Genomic DNA, 24,226 nt, shown 5'->3' on the forward strand with positions numbered 1-24,226 from the left:
CGTGCAGAAGTTGTTGCGAGCGGCAACGCTCGGCTTAGCGCTGGCCCTGACTGCATGTCAGGGCCAGCCTGCCGAGCAGGCCGAGGACGTCGAGACCGCCACCACCCGCCCCGGGCCGGAGGTGCGCCACGACACCGCCGAGCTGGCCGAGACGTTCCCGGCCCTCGGCACGCCGGTCTCGGCGTCGTGGATCCGGTGGGACAACACCGGTACGGCCGAGAAGCCCAGGACGAAGGTGGTCTGGATCGACGCCGTCGTCGAGGTGACTCCGGAGACGATGAATGCCCTTGTCACCGAACATGAGTCAGAGGACCGCGGGCAGGTGCCCGCGGTGCAGAAGGTGCTGGAGCCCGAACTGCCGCCGGGCCCGTACCGCACCGGCATCGAGCTGAACATGGCGTTCGCCGCGGACCGAACCAGCACCCGGGTGTTCCTCGACCCGCCGCACGACACCGTCGTGCTGCAGTCCTACCGCATCGGGGCCTGACGGACTAGGCGACCTGCAGCGTGACGTAGCGCGCCGCGTCGGTGGGCAACAGCCCCAACTGCCGGTACACATTCGACCGCCACACCGGGGCCTGCGAGTTCACCACGATGCCGCCCAACGCCCAGCTGTGCATCTGCCCGTCGCCGATGATCACCGTCAGATCGGCCTGCGGGTCCTGCGCGAGCACCGCGTCGCGGAACGCGAGCACGCCGGGATAGAGCTTTTCGATCGTCCCGATGTACACCGTGGTCGGGGGCAGGCCGCTCAGGTCGCCGTTGATCGGGTTCACCCGCGGATCGTCCATGTCCCAGTCGCCGTTCCAGCGTGGGCCTTCGCCGGGCGCGCGCCGCGGCAGGATCGGATCGTCGATCGCGTCGACCTCCGGTCCGCGCAGCGTCAGGTGCAGCGCCGGTGACACCAGCACCATCCGCGACGGCTGGGACTGCGACACCACGCAGGCCACCTGGATCTTGCAGCGGCGCGCCAACTCCTGCGCCACCAACACCGCGTACGAGCCGCCCGAGGAATCCCCGTACAGGCTGACGTTGTCCACGCCGTGCGCGTCGATCAGCGACTTCAGGTAGTCGGCCATCGGCGGCACCAGCGTGGCCGCGGTCCCGGTGCCCTTCGGCGGCGCCATCGGATAGATCGGCACCAGCACCGTGGCTCCGGTCTCGCGGGCCATCTGCGCGTAGTCCGACCAGTGCAGCACCGTCGCCGAGGCCTCGAAGCCGCCGCCGTGCAGCGCCACCACGTACTCACCGGATGGCTTGGCGGAGGCCAACTCCCACACCGTCCACCCGTCGTGCAACCGTTCGGTGACGGTCAGCCCGAGCATCAACAGCCACGGGGGAGTGCTGCTGGTGGAGCCGCGGCGATCCCGCTGAGGATCTTGATGCCGGTCTCGTCGTTGATCCAACGCAGCGTGCGCAGCAGCCCGACGACGAACCTGTCGCCGAACGACGGCGGCGCGGTGACGATCGTCTTCGGGCCTGCTGCAACGTTATTGAGCCCGAGTTGGCGGTAGATGTCGGGGCGCACCCGCATGGCCTGCGAGTTGATCGGCACGCCCAGCGCCCAGTCGTGGATCTGGCCCTGCCCGATCACCGTCGAGATCACCGCGCCTGCGGCCGACCACTTCTCGTGCAGCAACAAAGTTTCGGGGAGGGAGAACTCCAGTGCGCCTTGATAGATCGTCGTCGGTGGTAGCCCGGCGATCACCTCGTCCTCGAAGAACAGCGGGCTGAGCATCGGGTCCCGGCGGTCGAGGCCGTGGCTCCAGTGGTTCGCGGCGTCGTAGAAGTCGAGGTTGTCGAAGTCGAAGACCGGGTCGTCGATGGTGCGGATGTCCGGGTTGGACAGCGAGGCGTCCGGGGTGATCGACACCAGCACCATGCTTGCCGGGACAGGCTTGCCGGCCAGGATCAACTCGCGCACCGCCACCGGGGCCAGGATCGCGCCGGCCGAATCCCCGTACAGACTGACGTTGTCGGCGCCGTACCGGTCGATCTGCGCGGAGATGTACTGCGCCATGGCGGGCACGACTTGCGTGGCGGTGCCCCGGGGCGTCGTCGCCAGCGGGTACATCGGTACCAGGACCGTCGCGCCGGTCTCCCGGGCCATGTTCGAGTAGTCGATCCAGTGCAGCAGGATCGGCTCCAGGATGAAACCACCGCCGTGCAGGGCGACCACGGTCTTGCCGGTGGGGTTGGGCGGGTGGAACTCCCAGACCTTCCAGACGTTGTCCTCGGACACCGCGAACTCGGTGCGGTGGACGTCGAGCCCGAACTTCACGAACCACGGCGGCCGGTCGCTGGACAGCAGCTTGCCGATCTGACCGTAGATATCGATGCCGATGAACTGCGAGATGCCGCGCAGGATCCGCAGCGCGACGAGGGTGACCTTGTCGAAGAACGAGGGCTCCGGGGTGTAGACGATCAAGTTCGCGGCGGCCGCGACGACCGCACCGCTGGTTGTCGCATCGGCGTCGCGGCGGGCCGCTCCGAGCATCGACCACAGCGCCGGCGCGGCCGCCGGCGGCGAGGGCGGGGCGGCCGGGACCGCGGGGGACTCCGGGACGTCGAGGTCGCGCTGCGTGGTGGCGGGGCCGGCGCAGGCGGGACGTCCGTCTCGTCACGCGGCGCGGGGTCGCTCGCCGACGGCTCCGCCACAGGGAGTTCGTCGGCCGGGAGTTCGGCGCCGACGTCGTCGGAGGTCTGCGCGTCGTCGCTCACCACGTCGTCGGGAAGTTCACCGCCGGGGAGGTCCTCGTCCTCGGCGGGTACGCCGGGGCGGCCACGGGCGTCGTTGACGTCGTCCTCTGCGACGTCGTCTTCTGCGAGGTCTTCGTCGCCGTCGTCGGAGCCGTCGGAGTCGTCGGCGTCCGATCCGTCGGTCACCGCGCCGCCGACGGTGGGGGTGTCGTCGTCGCGAGGGGGCCCGGTCTCGGTCTGGGACGCGTCACCGCCGCCCGTCCCGACCGACTCGTCGGCCGCGGCAACCCCGCAACCGAACCCGAGGAACACCGCCGCGCCGACCCCCGCCGCGGCAGCAACACCGACACCTTTGCCCAACGCCTGCCCACCCCGCATTTGCAGAACTATGAAGGTCGATCCGGCCCAGGTCAATGTTTGCCCGCGTGACGCCCGGGGTTCCTCGATTAGGCTCGCCGGGTGCTCATCGTGATCGAGGGAGTCGACGGCGCCGGCAAACGGACGCTGACCAACGGGCTGCGCGCCGCGTTCGAATCCGGCGGCCGCTCCGTGGCCACTCTGGCGTTCCCGCGGTACGGCGTCTCGGTGCCCGCCGACGTCGCCGCCGAAGCTCTGCACGGCAGCCACGGTGACCTCGCCGACTCGGTGTACGGAATGGCGCTGCTGTTCGCGATGGACCGGGCAGGGGCGCGCGCCGAGATCGACGACCTCACGTCGGCCTACGACGTGGTCCTGCTGGACCGCTACGTCGCGTCCAACGCCGCCTACAGCGCGGCGCGGCTGCATCAGGGCGTCGACGGCGACGTCGTGACCTGGGTCGGCGACCTCGAATACCGGCGGTTGGGCCTGTCTGCCCCGGACTGGCAGGTGCTGCTCGATGTGCCGACCGAACTCGCGGCGCAGCGCGCGGTCAACCGGGCGGCCGAGGAAGCCGACCGGGCCCGCGACGCCTACGAACGCGACGACGGGTTACAGCGCCGCACCGGCGCCGTGTACGCCGAACTGGCCGCAGCGAACTGGGGCGGACCCTGGCTGGTGGTGCCCCCGGAGATCGATGCCACCGAGCTCGCCGGCCGTCTCACCTCGGACTGAAAGTCGGTAACTGCGCGAACTGTCGCCCGAGCAGATAAGCTCCGTCCCGGGGAAGTCGCAACCGCGACAGTGAATTTCAGGGGGACCATTGCCTCTTCAGAGCAGTGTTCGCGAAAACTCCGCGGTGGCGGTGGAATCGACCGTCGATCAGCTGATGGCCTGCATCAAAGCGGCCAACCAGCGATTCGACCAGGGACGGCACACCGAGGTGAAGCCGTTGGCCGGATACCTCCGCGCGCTGCTCTACCGCAGCAACGGATCGGACGCCCTGCACGGGCTGCGCGACACCCTCACCTGGGTCGACACCGCCGGTGTGCCCAACCCCAAGACCGCATGCTCGATCGCCGGCCTGACCCTGATGCGCATCCGCAGCCGCCACCACGGCGCCGAGGAGTACGTCCCCAAGTTGGCGATGTACCCGCCGGCGCCGATCCGCACCAGAGACGGTGAGCAGATCTTCAGCGGCTCGCGCATCCCGTTCGAGCACTGGTGGACCAACCCCGTGCTGATGGACTCCGTCGGCGCGCAGTACTCACGCAAGGAACTCGTGCTCGCGCTCGCCGCTCTCGACGACAGGGAAGCCAGGTCGGCCCGCCGTGCCCTCGCCCGGAGCGCTTCGCTGGGCTGGGTGATGCGCGACGCGCCCGCGACGCGACTGTGCAGCAGCCCGGTCGTCGCCAGCGTCCGCCAGATCGGCTACGAGGTGATGCAGTCCATCAACGAGCAGCGCGAGGTCCTCGACGCCGTTCGTTGACGCTCCCGCCGCGGTAGGACACGCGAAACACCCCGCGTGGTAGCAGCGGTTTATCGCCATCTGGTGACACCATGGACACCATGAGGCAAAGGATCCTGGTAGTCGACGACGACCCTTCGCTCGCCGAGATGCTCACCATCGTGCTGCGAGGCGAAGGTTTCGACACCGCCGTCATCGGTGACGGCACCCAGGCGCTGACCGCCGTGCGCGAACTGCGGCCCGATCTGGTGCTGCTGGACCTGATGCTGCCCGGCATGAACGGCATCGACGTGTGCCGCGTGCTGCGCGCGGACTCCGGCGTGCCGATTGTGATGCTCACCGCAAAGACCGACACCGTCGACGTGGTGCTCGGCCTGGAATCCGGCGCCGACGACTACGTGATGAAGCCGTTCAAGCCCAAGGAGCTGGTGGCCCGGGTGCGCGCCCGGCTGCGCCGCAACGAGGACGAACCCGCCGAAATGCTCTCGATCGCCGACGTCGACATCGACGTCCCGGCCCACAAGGTGACCCGGCAGGGCGAGCAGATCTCGCTGACGCCGCTGGAGTTCGACCTGTTGGTGGCGTTGGCGCGCAAACCGCGCCAGGTGTTTACTCGTGATGTGCTGCTCGAACAGGTGTGGGGTTACCGTCACCCCGCCGACACCCGTTTGGTGAACGTGCATGTCCAGCGACTGCGGGCCAAGGTCGAGAAAGACCCGGAGAACCCGCAGGTGGTGCTGACCGTTCGAGGAGTGGGATACAAGGCCGGACCTCCGTGATCTCACCCCGGCGGCCGTCGTGATCTTCGGCTCACGGCGCCGCATCCACCGGCGATCGGCGCCGCTGGTTCGCGGGCTGGGTGTGCTCGGCCGGGCGCTGAGCATGATGTGGCGCCGGTCCCTGCAACTGCGAGTGGTCACGCTGACCCTCGGGCTGTCGCTGGCCGTCATCCTGGTCCTCGGCTTCGTGCTGACCAGCCAGATCACCGACCGCATCCTCGAGGTGAAGGTCGGCGCTGCCACCGAGGAGATGGAGCGCGCCCGCACCACCGTCAGCGGCATCGTCGGCGGTGAGGAGACGCGCTCCCTGGACAGCAGCCTCCAGCTGGCCCGCAACACGCTGATCGACCGCAAAGCCGACGCCAGCGCCGGCTTGGCCGGGACGTTCGACGCGGTGCTCGTGGTCCCCGGCGACGGCCCCCGCGCAGCGACCTCGGCCGGGCCGGTCGACCAGATCCCCGACACCCTGCGCGACTTCGTCAAGGCCGGTCAGGTCAGCTACCAGTACGCCACGGTGCACACCGACAGCTTCAACGGCCCGGCACTGATCATCGGCAGCCCCACCGCGTCGTCCTCGTCGTCGGTGACCAACCTCGAGTTGTACCTGATCTTCCCGCTCAACAGCGAGGACTCCACCATCGCGCTGGTCCGCGGCACCATGGCCACCGCGGGCATCGTGTTGCTCGGCCTGCTCGCCGCGATCGCGTTGCTGGTCGCCCGCCAGATCGTGCTGCCGGTGCGGTCGGCGTCGCGCATCGCCGAACGCTTCGCCGAAGGCCACCTCACCGAACGGATGCCGGTGCGCGGCGAGGACGACATGGCCCGGCTCGGGGTGTCGTTCAACGACATGGCCGAAAGCCTGCACCGCCAGATCACCCAGCTCGAAGAGTTCGGCAACCTCCAGCGGCGGTTCACCTCCGACGTCAGCCACGAACTGCGCACCCCGCTGACGACCGTGCGGATGGCCGCCGACCTGATCCACGACCACGCCGAGGACCTCGACCCCGCCCTGCGCCGCTCCACCGAGCTGATGGTCAACGAACTCGACCGGTTCGAGTCACTGCTCAACGACCTGCTGGAGATCTCGCGTCACGACGCCGGCGTCGCCGAGTTGGCCGTCGAGGCCGTCGACCTGCGCTCCATCGTGCAGAAGGCGCTGGACAACGTCGGACACCTCGCCGAACAGGCCGGTGTCGAGATGCGCGTCGACCTGCCCACCGACGAGGTGATCGCCGAAGTCGACCCGCGCCGCGTCGAGCGGATCCTTCGCAACCTGATCGCCAACGCGATCGACCACGCCGAGCGCAAGCCGGTGCACATCCAGATGGCCGCCGACGTCGACACCGTCGCCGTCACCGTCCGGGACTACGGCGTGGGCCTGCGCCCCGGTGAGGAGAAGCTGGTGTTCAGCCGGTTCTGGCGGGCCGACCCGTCACGGGTGCGCCGCTCCGGCGGCACCGGCCTGGGCCTGGCGATCAGCATCGAGGACGCCCGCCTGCACCAGGGCCGGCTCGAAGCCTGGGGCGAACCCGGCAAGGGCGCCTGCTTCCGCCTCACCCTGCCGCTGGTGCGCGGCCACAAGGTCACCAGCAGCCCGCTGCCGGTCAAGCCGACGGACATGTCGGCAGCCCCCGGCCGCCGGGTGCGCGAACCGGACAGGGAAAGCGTGTGAGGCGCCTGGCCGCACTGTGGCTCAGCGTGCTGATGGTTCTTCTCGTCGGATGTGCCGGGGTGCCCAGTTCCTCGTCGCCGCAGGCCATCGGCACCGTGGACCGGCCCGCACCGCCGAGCCTGCCCAAACCCACTCCCGGCATGGACCCGGACGTGCTGCTGCGCGAGTTCCTCAAGGCCACCGCCGATCCGGCGAACCGACACCTGGCGGCGCGTCAGTTCCTCACCGAATCCGCATCCAGCACCTGGGACGACGCCGGCAGCGCGCTGCTGATCGACAACGTCGTCTTCGTCGAAACCCGCTCACCCGAACGGGTCGAGGTCACCATGCGGGCCGACATCCTCGGGTCGCTGTCGGACATGGGCGTCTTCGAGACCGGTGCGGGCGCACTGCCCGACCCCGGACCGATCGAACTGGTCAAGACCCCAGGCGGGTGGCGCATCGACCGCCTGCCCAACGGGGTGTTCCTGGACTGGCAGCAGTTCCAGTCCACCTACAAACGGCACACGCTGTACTTCGCCGACCCCACCGGCAAGACCGTCGTCCCCGACCCGCGGTACCTCGTGGTGTCCGAACCCGACCAGCTGGCCACGGAATTGGTGAGCAAGCTGATCGCCGGCCCGCGACCGGAGATGGACCGGACGGTGCGCAACCTGCTCGGTCCGCCGATGCGGCTGCGCGGACCGGTGACCCGCGCCGACGGCGGCAAAACCGGCATCGGCCGCGGCTACGGCGGTGCCCGCATCGACCTGGAGAACCTGTCGACGACCGATCCGCACAGCAGGCAACTGCTTGCCGCACAGCTGATCTGGACGCTGTCCCGCTCCGGCATCAACGGCCCGTACGTGATCAACGCCGACGGTGCCGCACTCGACGACCGGTTCGCCGACGGCTGGGACACCGCCGACGTCGCCGCGACCGATCCCGGTGCGGCCGACGGCGCGGCCGCCGGACTGCACGCACTGGTCGGGGGATCGCTGGTGCGCCTCGACGGTGAGCGCGCGCCCCGCGTCGCCGGACCGTTCGGGCAGATGCCCGGGCAGACCGCCGCGGCGCTGTCGCGGACCGGTCAGGAGGTCTCCTCGATCGTCACGCTGCGCCCCGGCGCCCCCGACATGGCGTCCTCGCTGTGGGTGGGACCGCTCGGCGGCAACGCCAGCCAAGCCCTGGACGCCCGCAGCCTGAGCCGGCCCAGCTGGTCGCTCGACGACGCGATCTGGGTGGTCGTCGACGGCAACAACGTCGTGCGCGTCATCCAGGACGCGTCCGGCCAGCCCGCCCGCATCCCCGTCGACGCCACCGCCGTGCTGACCCGCTTCCCCGGCGGCATCGCCGAACTGCAGTTGTCGCGCGACGGTACCCGCGCGGCGATGGTGATCGAGGGCCGTGTCGTGCTGGCCGGTGTCGAGCAGACCCCGGGCGGCGGCTACGCGCTGACCTACCCGCGACGGCTGGGATACGGGCTGGGGGACACCGCGCTGTCGCTGTCCTGGCGCACCGGCGACGACATCGTCGTCACCCGCACCGACCCGCAGCATCCGGTGTCCTACGTCAACCTCGACGGCGTGAACTCCGACGGGCCCAGCCGCAACCTGCTGATGCCCGTCACCACCGTGGCCGCCAGCCCGTCGGCGGTCTATGTCGCCGACGGACGCGGGGTGTTGCTGCTGTCCGGCTCGGTCGCCGAAGACCCCAGCTGGAGTGAAGTGCGGCCGCTGATGACGGCCGGCGCGGTGCCGGTGCTGCCCGGCTGACCCCACACGTGTCGCCGGCGCAGCCCGCCGGCGATCGGCTCGACGGAGAGGTTCGGTATGTCGGTGGAGATTCCGCGCAAAGCAGTGCTCGCCGGGGCGGGGATCGGCCTCGTTGCCGCAGTGGTGGCCGCGTGTTCGAAATCAGGGTCCGGTTCCGAAGGTTCGTCTGCGCAGGGAGACACGCTCACCTCGACCGCCGACGTGCCCGTCGGATCGGGCGTCATCGTCGGCGACGTGGTGGTGACCCAGCCGGTGGCGGGGGAGTACAAGGGCTTCTCGGCGGTGTGCACCCACACCGGATGCCTGATCGACAAGATCGCCGACGGGACGATCAACTGCCCCTGCCACGGCAGCCGCTTCAACCTGGACGGCGCGGTGGTGAACGGCCCGGCCGAGAGGCCGCTGCCGTCGGTGCCCGTTCGGGTGCAAGGGGATTCGATCGTCAAGGGCTGACCGGGCCGCCGGCACCGCGAGCGTGAAACCACGGTCGCGATCGCCGGCGTTTCACGACCGTGGCTGCACGCTCGCAGAGCATGTCAGATGCCGGAGCGACACTGACCGCGTGCTCGATCTGGTGCTTCCGCTGCAGTGCGGCGGGTGCGACGCCGTCGCGACCGCGTGGTGTGAGGGCTGCGCGCGCGACCTGACCGTCAAGCCCGACGAACCGCACCTGGTGACCCCGCGCGTCGATCCCGGCGTGCCGGTGCTGTCGCTGGGGCGCTACGCCGGAGCGCGCCGCAAAGCCATCGTCGCGCTCAAGGAGCGGGGCCGCGCCGATCTGCGGCAGCCCCTGGCGGCGGCCCTGCGCGACGCGACCGAGCACCTGCTGACCTGGGGCGTGCTCGAGGTTCCGCTGACCCTGGTGCCGGCGCCGACCCGGCGCTCGTCGGCCCGGCGCCGCGGCGGGGACCCGGTCACCCGGATCGCCCGCACCGCGGCGGCCGATCTGCCAGGCGTCGGCGTGGCGCCCGTGCTGCGCTTCGCGGCGTTCACCCGCGACTCCGTCGGGCTCTCGCAGGCAGACAGCGCAACGTGGCCGGCCGGGTGCGTCTGACCGGAGCCGTCCACGGACCCGTCATGGTGGTCGACGACGTCGTCACCACCGGCGCCACCGCAGCGGAATCGGTCCGGGTCCTGCAAACCACTGGGGCCGACGTTGTTGCTGTGCTCGCAGTGGCGAACGCGTGACCCGCGCAGCCTGTTACCCCCGGGTCAATCGGGCATGAAGAACTGACAACACAAAGAACGAATTAGTGGCACGTCCGGTGAACAGCGACTACCGTCGGCACCAACCATCCGTGAACATTTCACGGCGGCGCTCAGCAGTGAGACGCCGGTATCGCGTCAGCGGTAGGAGGTGAGTAGTCGACACCTGGCACCGGCGAGTGGCGCGTCCGAACAAGCCCTACCGGTGCGATATCTGTTCAGTAGGGCACGCAGGGGGCGTGCGAATCGCGAGAGAATCGAGTTGCCAAGTATGTCAAGTCATTCCGTGGATGCCGACAGCACGATTTTGATCGACCCCGACCATGCGGTCGGGGCGTCCGACGCGACTCCAGACGCTGAGGTGGTGGTGACCGGGCGCAACGTCGAGGTGCCAGATCACTTCCGTGCCTATGTCGCCGAGAAGTTGTCTCGATTGGAGAGATTCGACCGCACCATCTACCTGTTCGACGTCGAACTCGATCACGAGAAGAACCGCCGCCAGCGCAAGAACTGCCAGCACGTCGAGATCACCGCCAAGGGCCGCGGGCCCGTGGTGCGCGGCGAGGCCTGCGCCGACAGTTTCTACGCCGCGCTGGAAGCCGCCGTGAGCAAACTCGAGGCCCGGCTGCGTAAGGGCAAGGACCGGCGCAAGGTCCACTACGGCGACAAGACCCCCCGGTCGTTGCGAGAGGCCTGCTCGCTCGATCACCTGGAAGGTGCGTTCGCCCCGCCCGCCCAAGACGCCGCGGAACCCGAGACAGGGCTCGCCGGGAACGTCGACGAACACGAACCGGGCCGCATCGTGCGCGTCAAGGAGCACCCGGGCACCCCGATGACCGTCGACGACGCCCTCTACGAGATGGAACTGGTGGGTCACGACTTCTTCCTGTTCCACGACAAGGAAAGCGACCGGCCCTGTGTGGTCTACCGGCGCCACGCCTTCGACTACGGCTTGATCAAGCTCGCTCAACCCTCCTGACCAAGCGAATCCCCCGGGACTCCGGTCCCGGGGGATTTCGTGTTCAAAGGTCACGGCACGGGCACGCCCGACCAGCATTTTCGCTGCGTCACCTACGATGGTGTCCGTCTATTTGCGAAACGCATCCGGCGAGGAAAAAGGGTATTCAGCGTGCTGTCGAAGTTGCTCCGTATCGGCGAGGGCCGCATGGTCAAGCGCCTCAAGGGGGTGGCTGACTATGTCAACACCCTGTCCGACGACATGGAGAAGCTCTCCGACGCCGAACTGCGGGCAAAGACCGACGAGTTCCGTGCCCGGCTGGCCGCCGGCAACGAGGACCTCGACGACCTGCTGCCCGAGGCGTTCGCCGTCGCCCGCGAGGCGGCCTGGCGGGTGCTCAACCAGCGCCACTTCGACGTCCAGGTGATGGGCGGCGCCGCGCTGCACTTCGGCAACGTCGCGGAGATGAAGACCGGTGAGGGCAAGACCCTGACCGCCGTGCTGCCCGCCTACCTCAACGCGCTGTCCGGCAAGGGCATGCACATCGTCACGGTCAACGACTACCTGGCCAAACGCGACGCCGAGCAGATGGGCCGCGTGCACCGCTTCCTGGGCCTGGACGTCGGCGTGATCCTGTCGCAGATGACCCCGGACCAGCGCCGCACCGCCTACAACGCCGACATCACCTACGGCACCAACAACGAGTTCGGCTTCGACTACCTGCGCGACAACATGGCGCTGCGTCTCGAGGACTGCGTCCAGCGCGGCCACAACTTCGCGATCGTCGACGAGGTCGACTCCATCCTGATCGACGAGGCCCGCACCCCGCTGATCATCTCCGGGCAGGCCGACGGCGGATCGAACTGGTACACCGAGTTCGCCCGGCTGGCGCCGCTGATGGAGAAAGACCTCCACTACGAAGTGGACATCAAGAAGCGGGTCGTCGGCATCAACGAGATCGGCGTCGAGTTCGTCGAGGACCAGCTGGGCATCGAGAATCTCTACGAGGCCGCCAACTCGCCGCTGATCAGCTACCTGAACAACGCCATCAAGGCCAAGGAGCTGTTCGAGCGCGACAAGCACTACATCGTCCGCAACGGCGAAGTGCTGATCGTCGACGACTTCACCGGCCGCGTGCTGATCGGCCGCCGCTACAACGAGGGTCTGCACCAGGCGATCGAGGCCAAGGAACACGTCGAGATCAAGGCCGAGAACCAGACCGTCGCCACGATCACGCTGCAGAACTACTTCCGCCTCTACGACAAGCTGGCCGGCATGACCGGCACCGCCGAGACCGAGGCCGCCGAGCTGCACGAGATCTACAAGCTCGGGGTGGTGCCGATCCCGACCAACCGCCCGATGGTCCGCACCGATCAGTCCGACCTCATCTACAAGACCGAGGAAGCCAAGTTCATCGCCGTCGTCGACGACGTGGCCGAGCGCTACGAAAAGGGCCAGCCGGTCCTGATCGGCACCACCAGCGTGGAGCGCTCGGAGTTCCTGTCCCGGCAGTTCGAGAAGCGCCGCATCCCGCACAACGTGCTGAACGCGAAGTTCCACGAGCAGGAGGCCGGCATCATCGCCGAGGCCGGCCTGCGCGGCGCGATCACCGTGGCCACCAACATGGCCGGCCGTGGCACCGACATCGTGCTCGGCGGCAACGTCGACTACCTGCTGGACCGGCGCCTGCGCCAGCGTGGCCTCGACCCTGTCGAGACCCCCGACGAGTACGAGAAGGCCTGGCACGAAGAGCTGCCGAGCATCAAGGAGCAGGTGGCCGCCGAAGCCGAGGAAGTGATCGCCGCCGGCGGCCTGTACGTGCTCGGCACCGAGCGTCACGAGTCGCGCCGCATCGACAACCAGCTGCGCGGCCGCTCCGGCCGCCAGGGCGACCCGGGCGAGTCCCGCTTCTACCTGTCGCTGGCCGACGAGCTGATGCGCCGCTTCAACGGCGCCACGCTGGAGACGCTGCTGACCCGGCTCAACCTGCCCGACGACGTGCCGATCGAGGCCAAGATGGTCTCGCGGGCCATCAAGAGCGCCCAGACCCAGGTCGAGCAGCAGAACTTCGACATCCGCAAGGAAGTTCTGAAGTACGACGAGGTGATGAACCAGCAGCGCAAGGTGATCTACGCCGAGCGCCGCCGCATCCTGGAGGGTGAGAACCTCGCCGAGCAGGCCCACAAGATCCTGGTCGACGTGATCACCGCCTACGTCGACGGCGCCACCTCCGAGGGCTACTCCGAGGACTGGGACCTGGAGAAGCTGTGGGAAGGGCTCAAGCAGCTCTACCCGGTGAGCATCGACCACCACGACCTGATCGACTCCGACGCCGTCGGCGAGCCCGGCGAGCTGACCCGCGAAGAGCTGCTCCAGGCGTTGATCGGCGATGCCGAGCGGGCCTACGCCGAACGCGAACGCGAGATCGAGGAGATCGCCGGCGAGGGCGCCATGCGGCAGCTGGAACGCAACGTGCTGCTCAACGTGCTCGACCGCAAGTGGCGCGAGCACCTCTACGAGATGGACTACCTGCGTGAGGGCATCGGCCTGCGCGGCCTGGCCCAGCAGCGGCCCGAGGTCGAGTACGCGCGCGAGGGCTACGACATGTTCGTCGCGATGCTCGAGGGCATGAAGGAGGAGTCGGTCGGCTTCCTGTTCAACGTCCAGGTCGAACGGGCCCCGGCCCCGGCCACGGTCGCCGCGCAACCCACACCCAGCGGGCTGGCCGAGTTCGCCGCCGCCGCCGCGCAGCAGGGCGGGGTGGCCACCAAGGAGCGTCCCGTCCCGCCGGCAGCAGGCGTACGGGCCAAGGGACTCGACGAGAAGGCCCAGCCGCTGACCTACTCCGGTCCGTCCGAGGACGGCGGCGTCGAGGTCAAGCGCTCCGGTGGCGCGCCGTCGAACGGCGGCAGCCGCAAGGAGCGCCGCGAAGCCGCCCGCCAGCAGAAGACCGGTAAGCACGCCAAGCGCCGCTGATCAGCCGATCTGCAGCGCCACCAGCCGCCAGCCGTCGCGGTGCCGCTCGATGCGTCCCGCGACGGCGTGCACCCGGCCGCTGCGGGTGAACGACGCGAACACCTCCGCGGCCGTCACCTCGGCGTCGGTGCCTGCCGACCGGACCCGCACCCGCCGCAGCGTGGCACTACCGGTGCGCGGCGCCGCGGCCCGGGCGATCACGCAGTCGATCAGCAGCGGAGTCATCAGCGGACGCAGCTGGGCCACCGGTCTGCGCCGGTCGATCACCTCGATGACCTGACGCAGCGCGGTCTCGGCGAACGTCACCGCCGACCGCGGTGGCGGCTGCTCCTGCGGCAGCGCCGGTGGCCGGTGCGCCCGCAGCGGCCGTAACCCGGTGCGGTGCAACGCCTCTCCGGACGGGACGGGACACGGCTTCGGCGGCCCGGCCGTCAGCGGCTGGGGGTGAGGTTCGTAGTCGACGACCGGCGAGGTCTTCCACCCCGGGGCTGACGGCGCGAGATCGGGTGCGGTGCGGGATGCGGGCATGCGGACTCTCCAGGGATCGAGGTGGATCTGCCGGAGAGTTGCAGACCGCTCAATGCTCGCACGGCTGACCGGCACCTCAGAGCAGCTGTTGTGCGCGACCCCGGACTATGCCGATACCGTGGCAGAGACCGACCGATGACGAGGTGAGCAGAGGGGGCGACGCCGCACATGGTGACGAGGTTGTCGGCGGCGGATGCGTCGTTCTACCGACTGGAGAACACGTCCACACCCATGTATGTCGGCACGCTGCAGATCCTGCGCAAGCCCCGTAACGGGCTGAGTTACGAGACGCTGCTGGCCACGGTGGAGCAGCGGCTGCCGCAGATCCCGCGGTACCGGCAGAAGGTGCGGGAGGTCGCTTTCGAGCTGGCCAGGCCGGTGTGGATCGACGACCGCGACTTCGACATCACCTATCACATCCGACGTTCGGCGCTGCCGTCCCCGGGCAGCGACGCCCAGCTGCACGAACTGGTGGCCCGGCTCGGTTCGCGGCCGCTGGACAAGTCCCGGCCGCTGTGGGAGATGTACCTCGTCGAGGGGCTGGCCAAGAACCGCCTCGCGATCTACACGAAATCCCATCAGGCGCTCGTCAACGGCATGACCGCGCTGGAGATCGGGCACGTGATCGCCGACCGGACCCAGAAACCGCCCGAATTCGGCGAGGACATCTGGATTCCCGCGCGCGAGCCCAGCGATCGGCAACTGCTGCTCGGCGCGCTCGGCGAATGGGTCATGCGGCCCACCGCCCAGGCCGCCGCGGTGCGTTCGACGGTGGTCGAGGCGGTCACCAACACCAGCCGGCTGGTCGAGCTCGGACGCCGCGGCGCCGAGATCGTCCGCACCGTCGCCCGCGGCGCCGCCCCGAGCAGCCCGCTGAACACCACGGTGTCCCGGAACCGGCGCTTCGCGGTGGCCTCGGCCAGCCTCGACGAGTTCCGCGTCGTGCGTGCCCGCTACGACTGCGACGTCAACGACGTGGTGCTCGCGGTGGTGGCCGGGGCGCTGCGCAACTGGCTGCTCTCGCGCGGGGAACCGGTGCGCGCGACGACGACCGTGCGCGCGATGGCGCCGATGCCGGTGTACCCGGACGCTGACATCGACTCCACCAGTCCCGGCCAGGCGATCGGTGAAGTGGCTCCGTTCCTGGTGGATCTCCCTGTGGGAGAAGCGAATCCGGTGGTCCGGCTGTCCCAGATCGCGCATGCCACCGAAACGCATCCGACCGCGCCGAGCCTCGTCGACGCCCGCACCATCATCACGCTGTCGGGTTTCGCGCCGCCCACGTTGCACGCCATGGCCATCCGGGTCGCGACGAGCTTCTCGGCGCGGCTGTTCAACCTGCTGATCACCAACGCCCCCGGCGCCCAGAATCAGATGTACATCGCCGGCACCAAACTGCTGGAGACCTACGCGGTGCCGCCGCTGCTGCACAACCAGACGCTGGCCATCGGCGTCACCTCCTACAACGGGATGCTGTACTTCGGCATCAACGCCGACCGGGACGCGATGAGCGACGTCGACGTGCTGCAAGGCCTGCTCCGCGACAGCCTCGATGAACTGGTAGAAGCCGCACGGTGACCCGATCGTGGCGCCGTTGGAATTGACGGAACCACTCCGCCGGGGTCGAATGGGCTGCAATGGCTGACTTCTCCGAGCACCAGGCGACCGTCATTCCGTCCGTCGACAGCGACACCGGGCCCATCACGCACCCGGTGCTGGAGGTGCCTGTCCCGGAAGAGCGGATCACCCGGCGGCGCAGCATCGACTGGGTGGTCTTCGGCGTCACCGCCGTCATCGCGATCAGCTTCCTGATGTGGGGCTTCCTGAGCACCGAGACACTGGCCAGTGCGTCGAGCGCGGCGCTGACCTGGGTGATGGACAACACCGGATGGCTGTTCGTGCTCACCAGCACCGGCTTCGTCGTCTTCGTGCTCTACCTGGCGCTGGGCCGCTACGGCACCATCCCGCTGGGCCGTGACGACGAACCGCCCGAGTTCAACGGGATCTCATGGGTGGCGATGATGTTCAGCGCCGGCATGGGCATCGGGCTGATGTTCTTCGGCGTCGCCGAGCCGTTGGCGCACTTCACAACTCCGCCTCCCGGCACCGGGCCCGAGGGCAACCCCGACGCCGTGCAGACCGCGATGGCCACCACGCTGTTCCACTGGAGCCTGCACCCGTGGGCCATCTACGCCGTGGTCGGGCTGGCCATCGCCTACGGCGTGTACCGCAAGGGACGTCTGCAGTTGATCAGCGCGGCGTTCGAGCCGCTGTTGGGCCCCCGCGTCAACGGCCCGTGGGGCAAGGTCATCGACATGCTGGCGATCTTCGCCACGCTGTTCGGGTCGGCGGCCTCGCTGGGCCTGGGCGCGTTGCAGATTCGCAGCGGGTTGCAGATCGTCGGCGGCATCGGGGAGACGGGTAACACGATCCTCGTCGTCATCATCACCGTGCTGACACTGTGTTTCGTGCTGTCGGCGGTGTCCGGGGTGGCTCGGGGCATCCAGTGGCTGTCCAACATCAACATGGTCCTGGCCCTCGCGCTGGCGTTGTTCGTGTTCGTGGTCGGCCCGACGGTGTTCATCCTGAACCTGCTGCCCACCACGCTGGGCAGTTACTTCGCCGACCTGAACATGATGTCGGCGCGCACCGGCGCCGAGGGCCCCGACGTGAACGCGTGGCTGCAGTCCTGGACCATCTTCTACTGGGCCTGGTGGGTGTCGTGGACGCCGTTCGTCGGGATGTTCATCGCGCGGATCTCGCGCGGCCGGACCATCCGCCAGTTCGTCGCCGGGGTGCTGTTGGTGCCGAGCGTGGTGTCGCTGGTCTGGTTCGCGGTGTTCGGCGGCGCGGCGATCAACGTGCAGCAGAGCGGTACCGACCTGGCCGGCGAGGGCGGGGTGGAGGCGCAGCTGTTCACGCTGCTGGAGCAGTTTCCGATCGCGACGATCGCCAGCGTGGTGGTGATGATCCTGGTCGCGATCTTCTTCGTCTCCGGCGCGGACGCGGCATCGATCGTGATGGGCTCGCTGTCGCAGCGCGGCACGATCAGACCCAGCCGCGCCACCGTCGTGTTCTGGGGCTTGGCCACCGGCGCCGTCGCCGCGGTGATGTTGCTCGTCGGCGGCGAGGACGCGCTGACCGGACTACAGACGATCACGATCATCGCGGCGCTGCCGTTCGTGCTCGTGATGGTCGGCCTGGCGGTGGCACTGGTCAGGGATCTGCGCCACGACCCGAAGATCGTCCGGCGCGAATACGCCGCCGAGGCCGTCAACAGCGCGGTGATCGCCGGGGTGACCCAGCACGGCGACGACTTCGTGATCTCGGTGGAGAAGGACCCGAACGCCGACGACGACGAGCCGAGCGCCTCGCGCTGACGGGGGAGCCCGGCCGGGGCGGCTACCCTCAGTCCGTGCGTGTCTATGTCCCTGCAACGTTGGCCATGCTCCAGCGTCTGGTCGCCGACGAGGCCCTGCGCCCGGTCAACGGGACCGCGTTCGCGGTGACCCCTGCGCTTCGGGAGGCCTACGCAGAAGGCGACGAGGACGAACTCGCCGACGTCGCGCTGCGGGAGGCCGCGCTGGCGTCGCTGCGCATTCTCGACGACGAGGGCGGCGAAGGGCTGCCGACGCGGCGGGTGGTCGTGGAGGCCGATCTCGACGACGACGCCGTCACCGTGCGGCCCGATCTGGACGACGCCGTGGTGCGCATCTCGGGCACCGTCGCGCTGGGCCGGGTGATCGCCGCCTACGTCGACACGTCCGCGGCGGAGCCCGCCGTACAGGCCGCGATGGCGGTGATCGACGATGCCGACCTGGGGGACGAGGACGCCGAGTTGACCGTCGGCGATGCGCAGGACCACGACTTGGCGTGGTACGCGCCGCAGGAGTTCCCGTTCCTGCTCGAACTGCTCTGACCTGGATACGGTGGCGTAAGTTACGGTACCGTAGGTTCACGCGTCGCGTTGCCGGGTAAGTCACCCGCAGCCACCGCAAGCCAAGTGGGAGTCATGGCCAAGAACACGATCAAGAACACCGCCCGAGTCGCCGACACCATCCGGCCCACCATCGCCGGAGCCAAAGAAAAGCCGGGCTGGCACCTGCTGCGCACCATCGCCGGACGCATCACCACGCCGCTGCTGCCCGACGACTACCTTCAGCTGGCCAATCCGCTGTGGTCGGCGCGCGAGCTGCGCGGCCGCGTGCTTGAGGTGCACCGCGAGACCGTCGACTCAGCCACGCTGGTCATCAAGCCGGGGTGGGGATTCTCCTTCGACTACGAGGCCGGCCAGTACATCGGGATCGGACTTCTGGTCGACGGGCGGTGGCGCTGGCGCTCGTACTCGCTGACCAGCAGCCCGATCACCAGCAAGGGCTCACGCACGATCACCATCACGGTCAAGGCGATGCCCGAAGGTTTCCTGTCGACGCACCTCGTCGGCGGCGTCGCACCCGGCACGATCGTGCGGCTGGCCGCCCCGCAGGGCAACTTCGTGATGCCCGACCCGGCGCCGCCCGCGGTGCTGTTCCTGACCGCAGGGTCGGGGATCACCCCGGTGATGTCGATGTTGCGCACGCTGGCGCGCCGCGGCCAGATCACCGACGTGGAGCACGTGCACTCGTCGCCGACCGCGGACGACGTGATGTTCGGCGCCGAACTGGCCGAGCTGGCGGACCGCCACGAGGGTTACCGGCTGCGCGTGCGGGCTACCCGCACCGAAGGCCGGCTCGACATGGACCGTCTCGACGAGGTCGTCCCGGACTGGCGGGAACGCCAGACCTGGGCCTGCGGGCCGGAGGCCATGCTGGAATCCGCGCAGCGGACATGGACGTCGGCCGGGATCGCCGATCACCTGCATCAGGAGCGGTTCGCGGTCACCCGTGCCGCGCACGCCAGCGGCGGAACCGTCGCGTTCTCCCGGTCGGGCAAGAGCGCCACGATCGACGGTGCGACGTCGTTGATGGACGCCGGCGAGGCCGCCGGAATCCAGATGCCGTTCGGCTGCCGGATGGGGATCTGCCAGTCGTGCGTGGTCGGCCTGCTAGACGGGCACGTCCGCGACCTGCGCACCGGCGTCGAACACGAGCCGGGCACCCGGGTGCAGACCTGCGTGTCGGCGGCATCCGGCGACTGCGTGCTCGACGTCTAAGGTTTACTGACCGGTAACCTACGGGTACGTAGGTTACGATAGCGTAGGTAGCCGAGAGGAGGCGGAGTATGGCAATCACCGACGTACCTGAATTCACGCATTTGACCGAGAAAGACATCGAGAATCTCGGACGCGAACTGGATGCGATCCGTCAGGAAATCGAAGACTCCCGCGGCGAGCGCGATGCGCGCTACATCCGCCGCACCATCGCCACCCAGCGTGCGCTGGAGGTGGCCTGGCTGATGCTGGCGGGCAGCGCGAAGCGCAAGTTCTGGTGGGCGGGAACCGCGACGCTGGGCGTGGCCAAGATCATCGAGAACATGGAGATCGGCCACAACGTCATGCACGGTCAGTGGGATTGGATGAACGATCCCGAGATCCACTCCTCATCGTGGGAGTGGGACATGAGCGGGGCGTCCAAGCACTGGCGGTTCACCCACAACTTCATGCACCACAAGTACACGAACATCCTCGGGATGGACGACGACGTGGGCTACGGCGTCATCCGCGTCACGCGTGATCAGCGCTGGACCCCGATGAACCTGGCCAACCTGTTCTTCAACACCTTGCTGGCCGTCGGCTTCGAGTGGGGCGTCGGGTTGCAGCATCTGGAGCTCGGCAAGATCTTCAAGAACCGCGATGACCGCAAGGAAACACTGGGCCGCGTCAAGGAATTCGGCGTCAAGGCCGGCCAGCAGGTGGTCAAGGACTACGTCGCGTACCCCGCGATCACGTCCCTGTCGCCCGGTGCGACGTTCAAGTCGACGCTGACGGCCAACGCGGTCGCCAACGTCATCCGCAACGTCTGGGCCAACGCGGTGATCTTCTGCGGCCACTTCCCGGACGGTGCAGAGAAGTTCACCAAAACCGACATGGTGGGGGAGTCGCGGGGCCAGTGGTACCTGCGTCAGATGCTGGGCAGTGCGAACTTCGAGGGCGGCCCGCTGCTGCGCTTCATGAGTGGCAATCTGAGCCAGCAGATCGAGCATCACCTGTACCCGGATCTGCCGAGCAACCGTCTCTACGAGATCTCGTTGCGGGTCCGCGAGATCTGCGATCGGTACGACCTGCCCTACACCACCGGGTCCTTCCTGGCGCAGTACGGCAAGTCGTGGCGCACGATCGCGAAACTGTCGCTGCCGGACAAGTTCCTGCGCGACACGGCCGACGACGCTCCGGAGACCCGCAGCGAGCGGATGTTCGCCGAGCTGGATCCGTCGGAGCGGCGCGGGCTGAAGTCGGCCATCGCCGCGGTGCGGTCTCGCCGGCGCGCCAAGGTCGCTGCGAAGGCCGCGATCGCCCAGCAGGATCTGGCCGCCTGATCTGACGAACGAACGGAATCGCCCGCTATCGGTTGATAGCGGGCGATTCTGTGTCTGTGACCAGCTCGGGACGGCTAGCTCGGGATGTAGTCGAAGGTGTCGGGGTTCGGTCCGATACGGCCGGCCTCGCCCTTGTCCAGGCCCGAGATCGCCGCGAAATCCTCGTCGCCGAGGCCGAAGTCGAACAGCGCGAAGTTGTCCTTGATGCGTTGCAGCGTCACCGATTTCGGGAACACGATGTCACCGCGCTGGATGTGCCAGCGCAGCACCACCTGGGCGGGTGTCTTGCCGAGGGTCTCGGCGATGCGGGTGACGACCGGGTCGCTGAGCACCTGGCCCTGCGCGATCGGGGACCACGCTTCGGTGGCGATGCCGTGCTCGCGGCCGTAGGCGCGCACCTCGTCGTTGGCGAAGTACGGGTGCACCTCGATCTGGTTGACCGCGGGCACGGTGCCGGTCTCGTCGGCGAGCCGCTGCAGGTGTGCCACCTGGAAGTTGGACACGCCGATACTGCGGGCGCGGCCGTCCTTCTTGAACTCCTCCAACGTCTTCCACGTCGACACGTAGTCGCCGTCGTACAACGTGGGCAGCGGCCAGTGGATCAGGAACAGGTCGACGTAGTCGAACTCCAGCGCCTTCAGCGTGGCGTCGAACGCGCGCCGGGCGTCGTCGGGCTCGTGGAATCCGTTGTTGAGCTTGCTGGTGACGAACACCTCGGAGCGGTCGATGCCGGAGTCGCGGATGCCCTGACCGACGCCCTTCTCGTTCTGGTACATCTCGGCGGTGTCGATGTGGCGGTAGCCGATCTCCAGTGCCGACTTGACCGCCTCGGCCGTGTCGTCCGGCGGGATCTGGTACACGCCGAAGCCCAGCTGCGGGATGCGGGCACCGTCGTTCAATTCAATCGTGGGTGTGTTGCTCAAGATATTTCCTCCTCTTCCGCCGGACAGCGTGCCCGGCCGACGTGCGCTACAAACACCATTCCCCACCCGCGGCGGGGACGTCAGCCTTCCCTCAGCGCGGCCAGCAACCTGCGGGCGGCATGCACCCGACCCTCCGCCGCGCCGGCCAGCGTGTCCAGAGCGCACTCGGGATCGGCGGGCGGCCCCATGTGTCCGCAGCCGCGCGGGCATTCCTCGATCGCGTCGGCCAGGTCGGAGAACGCCATCACGACGTCGTCGGGTGCGATGTGGGCCAGGCCGAACGACCGGATGCCGGGGGTGTCGATGACCCAGCCGCCCTGCCGCAGGGGCAGTGCGATCGACTGGGTGGAGGTGTGCCGCCCCCGGCCCACATCGGTGACCGCGCCGGTGGGCCGGAACGCCTCCGGCACAAGGCGATTCACCAGCGTGGACTTGCCGACCCCGGAGTGGCCCAGCAGTGCGGTGACCTTGCCGGTCAGCAGCGAACCGACCGACTCGAGCGGATCGTCGCGACCCGCGGTGGTGATGATCAGGTCCAGGTCGCGGAACTGCTCGGCGAACGGCTCGGCCGGCGCGAGATCGGTCTTGGTCAGGCACAGGATCGGCACCAGCCCGCCGGCGTAGGCCGCGATCAGCGTGCGCTCGACCAGGCCGGTGCGCGGCGGCGGATCGGCCAGCGCGACCACGATCAGCAGCTGATCGGCGTTGGCGACGAACACCCGCTCGGTCGGATCGGTGTCATCGGCGGTGCGGCGCAACACCGTTCGGCGTTCACCGCGACGCACGATGCGGGCCAGCGTGTCGGTGCGGCCCGACAGGTCGCCGACGACGTCGACCTCGTCGCCGACCACGATCGGGGTGCGACCCAGTTCGCGGGCGCGCATCGCGGTCACCCGGCGGGCGGGATCACCGCCGAGCACGCACCCCCAGCGGCCCCGGTCGACGGTGACGACCATGGCCTGCTCGGCGTCGGCGTGCTCGGGCCTGGTCTTGGTGCGCGGCCGCGAGCCGCGTCCGGGGCGGATCCGGACGTCAGACTCGTCGTATTCGCGCTTGCTCAACGCCGCTATGTCCTCCCCGCCTGCGGAGCGCCGTCCTGCAGGTCGGTCTGGCCGGCCAGCATCTCGGCCCACATCTGCGGGAAGTCCGGCAGCGTCTTGGCAGTGGTGCCGATGTCCTCGACCTCGACGCCGGGCACCCGCAGGCCGATGATGGCGCCCGCGGTGGCCATCCGGTGGTCGGCGTAGGACTGCCACACACCGCCGTGCATCTGCGTCGCGGTGATCTCCAGACCGTCCTCGGTCTCCTCGCACCGGCCGCCGATGCGGTTGAGCTCGGCGCTCAGCGCCGCCAGCCGGTCGGTCTCGTGGCCGCGCAGATGCGCGATGCCGCGCAACCGCGACACCGAGCCCGGAGTGGCCAGCGCGGCCATCGCGGCGACCGACGGGGCAAGTTCGCCGACCTCGCGCAGGTCGATGTCGATGCCGCCGTAGTTCGTCGCGCCCTGCAGTTCGAGGTAGGAATCCCCTTGCCGCACTTCGGCGCCGAAGCCGGCCAGGATGGTCCGGATGGTGTCGGCGGGCTGGATGCTGACGGCCGGCCAGCCCATCATGCGCACCGTGCCGCCGCTGATCACCGCGGCAGCCAGGAACGGCACCGCGTTGGACAGGTCGGGTTCGATGACCCAGCGCCTGGCCTCGACCCGGCCCGGGGCCACCCGCCACCGGCCTGCGGTGGAGTCGTCGACCTCGACACCGGCGTCGCGCAGCATCGACACCGTCATCGCGATGTGCGGCGCCGACGGCACCGCGCCGCCGGTGTGCACCACGGTCAGACCCTCGGTGAACGCCGCGCCGGACAGCAGCAGACCCGACACGAACTGCGACGACCCGGACGCGTCGATCTCGACCGTGCCCCCGCGCACCGAACCGGACCCGCGCACCGCGAACGGCAGACCGTCGCCGTCGACCTGCACCCCCAGCCCGCGCAGCGCGTCCAGCAGTGGCGCGATCGGCCGCGAGCGGGCCTGCTCGTCGCCGTCGAACGTGACGGTCTCGGTGGTCAGCGCCGCCACCGGCGGCAGGAAGCGCAGGACCGTGCCTGCCAGGCCGCAGTCGATGCGGGCACCGTCCTGCGGGGCGAGCGCGCCGCTGACCGTCAACTTGCAGCGGTCGCTGTCGTCGGATTCCACCGACACCCCGAGGTCCCGCAGCGCCGCGATCATCAGGTCGGTGTCGCGGCTGCGCAGCGCTCCGCCGATCGTCGAGGCGCCCTGCGGCACCGCGAGCGCGGCCAGGACGAGAGCCCTGTTGGTCTGCGATTTCGAGCCGGGCACGGTGACCGTCGCATGGATGGGTGTCGCCGTCGACGGTGCATGCCAGGTACTCATCAGGTTCATTGTTCCCTGTCGCGGATCCGGCGCGCCCAAGCA

21 protein-coding genes and 1 pseudogene are annotated in these 24,226 nt (G+C 69.0%); 15 read left to right on the forward strand and 7 right to left on the reverse strand.

The window, feature by feature from the left end; all coding sequences use genetic code 11:
* Window position 1 precedes the first annotated feature (1 nt).
* On the forward strand, window positions 2-487 hold the full coding sequence (locus tag C6A87_RS07370; protein ID WP_311116642.1) for a hypothetical protein: 486 nt from the start codon (window positions 2-4) through the stop codon (window positions 485-487).
* 4 nt (window positions 488-491) lie between these two features.
* Here the strand turns inward: C6A87_RS07370 and C6A87_RS07375 are convergent, their stop codons facing one another.
* Genes C6A87_RS07375 through C6A87_RS07385 form a run of 3 tightly spaced genes read right to left on the reverse strand, consistent with a single transcriptional unit; the run spans window position 492 to window position 3,078 of the window.
* Window positions 492-1,325 (reverse strand): alpha/beta hydrolase, encoded by an 834-nt coding sequence (locus C6A87_RS07375; protein ID WP_311116643.1) that lies wholly within the window; start codon window positions 1,323-1,325, stop codon window positions 492-494.
* On the reverse strand, window positions 1,325-2,497 hold the full coding sequence (locus C6A87_RS07380; protein ID WP_311116644.1) for an alpha/beta hydrolase: 1,173 nt from the start codon (window positions 2,495-2,497) through the stop codon (window positions 1,325-1,327). The genes C6A87_RS07375 and C6A87_RS07380 overlap by 1 nt, the downstream gene beginning before the upstream one ends.
* Window positions 2,425-3,078, reverse strand: a complete 654-nt coding sequence (locus C6A87_RS07385; RefSeq protein WP_311116645.1) for a hypothetical protein — start codon at window positions 3,076-3,078, stop codon at window positions 2,425-2,427. Before C6A87_RS07385 ends, C6A87_RS07380 begins: the two co-directional genes overlap by 73 nt.
* Before the next feature lie 81 nt (window positions 3,079-3,159).
* On the opposite strand from C6A87_RS07385, the gene C6A87_RS07390 reads away from it, so the two are divergent.
* The 9 genes and pseudogenes from C6A87_RS07390 (at window position 3,160) to secA (ending at window position 13,870) form a co-directional block, all read left to right on the forward strand.
* On the forward strand, window positions 3,160-3,792 hold the full coding sequence (locus C6A87_RS07390; RefSeq protein WP_311116646.1) for a dTMP kinase: 633 nt from the start codon (window positions 3,160-3,162) through the stop codon (window positions 3,790-3,792).
* Between the two features lie 124 nt (window positions 3,793-3,916).
* Window positions 3,917-4,546, forward strand: coding sequence for a hypothetical protein (locus tag C6A87_RS07395; protein ID WP_311116647.1), 630 nt, complete (start codon window positions 3,917-3,919; stop codon window positions 4,544-4,546).
* A gap of 71 nt (window positions 4,547-4,617) precedes the next feature.
* Entirely contained in the window at window positions 4,618-5,304 is a 687-nt protein-coding gene (gene mtrA, locus C6A87_RS07400) for a two-component system response regulator MtrA (protein ID WP_040540373.1), read from the forward strand.
* 19 nt (window positions 5,305-5,323) lie between these two features.
* Window positions 5,324-6,976, forward strand: a complete 1,653-nt coding sequence (gene mtrB / locus C6A87_RS07405; protein WP_311116648.1) for an MtrAB system histidine kinase MtrB — start codon at window positions 5,324-5,326, stop codon at window positions 6,974-6,976.
* Between the two features lie 5 nt (window positions 6,977-6,981).
* On the forward strand, window positions 6,982-8,730 hold the full coding sequence (gene lpqB / locus C6A87_RS07410) for an MtrAB system accessory lipoprotein LpqB (RefSeq protein ID WP_396837076.1): 1,749 nt from the start codon (window positions 6,982-6,984) through the stop codon (window positions 8,728-8,730).
* Between the two features lie 57 nt (window positions 8,731-8,787).
* Window positions 8,788-9,183, forward strand: a complete 396-nt coding sequence (locus C6A87_RS07415; RefSeq protein WP_311116649.1) for a Rieske (2Fe-2S) protein — start codon at window positions 8,788-8,790, stop codon at window positions 9,181-9,183.
* 109 nt (window positions 9,184-9,292) lie between these two features.
* Window positions 9,293-9,918 (forward strand): annotated as a pseudogene (locus tag C6A87_RS07420) (ComF family protein).
* A 289-nt stretch (window positions 9,919-10,207) separates the two neighbouring features.
* A complete protein-coding gene (gene hpf / locus C6A87_RS07425; RefSeq protein WP_311116650.1) occupies window positions 10,208-10,915 on the forward strand; it encodes a ribosome hibernation-promoting factor, HPF/YfiA family in 708 nt (235 codons plus the stop codon).
* Window positions 10,916-11,065: 150 nt separating this feature from the next.
* Window positions 11,066-13,870 (forward strand): preprotein translocase subunit SecA, encoded by a 2,805-nt coding sequence (secA, locus tag C6A87_RS07430; RefSeq protein WP_311116651.1) that lies wholly within the window; start codon window positions 11,066-11,068, stop codon window positions 13,868-13,870.
* Here the strand turns inward: secA and C6A87_RS07435 are convergent, their stop codons facing one another.
* Window positions 13,871-14,398 carry an Rv3235 family protein gene (locus C6A87_RS07435; protein ID WP_311116652.1) on the reverse strand — a complete coding sequence of 176 codons (528 nt, stop codon included), beginning with the start codon at window positions 14,396-14,398 and terminating at the stop codon, window positions 13,871-13,873.
* 168 nt (window positions 14,399-14,566) lie between these two features.
* Here C6A87_RS07435 and C6A87_RS07440 point away from each other — a divergent pair, with 168 nt between their 5' ends.
* From C6A87_RS07440 to C6A87_RS07460, 5 genes are all read left to right on the forward strand, one after another.
* A complete protein-coding gene (locus C6A87_RS07440) occupies window positions 14,567-15,976 on the forward strand; it encodes a wax ester/triacylglycerol synthase family O-acyltransferase (protein ID WP_311116653.1) in 1,410 nt (469 codons plus the stop codon).
* 59 nt (window positions 15,977-16,035) lie between these two features.
* Complete coding sequence (locus tag C6A87_RS07445) at window positions 16,036-17,778, forward strand: BCCT family transporter (protein WP_311116654.1); 1,743 nt, start codon at window positions 16,036-16,038, stop codon at window positions 17,776-17,778.
* Between the two features lie 65 nt (window positions 17,779-17,843).
* The gene (locus tag C6A87_RS07450) at window positions 17,844-18,317 is read left to right on the forward strand and encodes a DUF6912 family protein (protein WP_311117847.1); all 474 of its coding nucleotides are present in this window, start codon (window positions 17,844-17,846) and stop codon (window positions 18,315-18,317) included.
* Window positions 18,318-18,410: 93 nt separating this feature from the next.
* Window positions 18,411-19,550 (forward strand): ferredoxin reductase, encoded by a 1,140-nt coding sequence (locus C6A87_RS07455; protein ID WP_311116655.1) that lies wholly within the window; start codon window positions 18,411-18,413, stop codon window positions 19,548-19,550.
* A gap of 68 nt (window positions 19,551-19,618) precedes the next feature.
* On the forward strand, window positions 19,619-20,872 hold the full coding sequence (locus C6A87_RS07460) for a fatty acid desaturase (RefSeq protein WP_311116656.1): 1,254 nt from the start codon (window positions 19,619-19,621) through the stop codon (window positions 20,870-20,872).
* Window positions 20,873-20,946: 74 nt separating this feature from the next.
* On the opposite strand, the gene C6A87_RS07465 is transcribed toward C6A87_RS07460, so the two are convergent.
* The 3 genes from C6A87_RS07465 to aroA form a co-directional block, all read right to left on the reverse strand.
* Window positions 20,947-21,795 (reverse strand): aldo/keto reductase, encoded by an 849-nt coding sequence (locus C6A87_RS07465; protein WP_311116657.1) that lies wholly within the window; start codon window positions 21,793-21,795, stop codon window positions 20,947-20,949.
* A gap of 80 nt (window positions 21,796-21,875) precedes the next feature.
* Complete coding sequence (gene rsgA, locus C6A87_RS07470; RefSeq protein WP_311116658.1) at window positions 21,876-22,856, reverse strand: ribosome small subunit-dependent GTPase A; 981 nt, start codon at window positions 22,854-22,856, stop codon at window positions 21,876-21,878.
* Between the two features lie 5 nt (window positions 22,857-22,861).
* Complete coding sequence (gene aroA, locus C6A87_RS07475; protein ID WP_311116659.1) at window positions 22,862-24,193, reverse strand: 3-phosphoshikimate 1-carboxyvinyltransferase; 1,332 nt, start codon at window positions 24,191-24,193, stop codon at window positions 22,862-22,864.
* Window positions 24,194-24,226: the final 33 nt, after the last annotated feature.

The organism is Mycobacterium sp. ITM-2016-00317 (assembly GCF_002968295.1).
In the GTDB taxonomy this organism is placed as follows: Bacteria; Actinomycetota; Actinomycetes; order Mycobacteriales; family Mycobacteriaceae; genus Mycobacterium.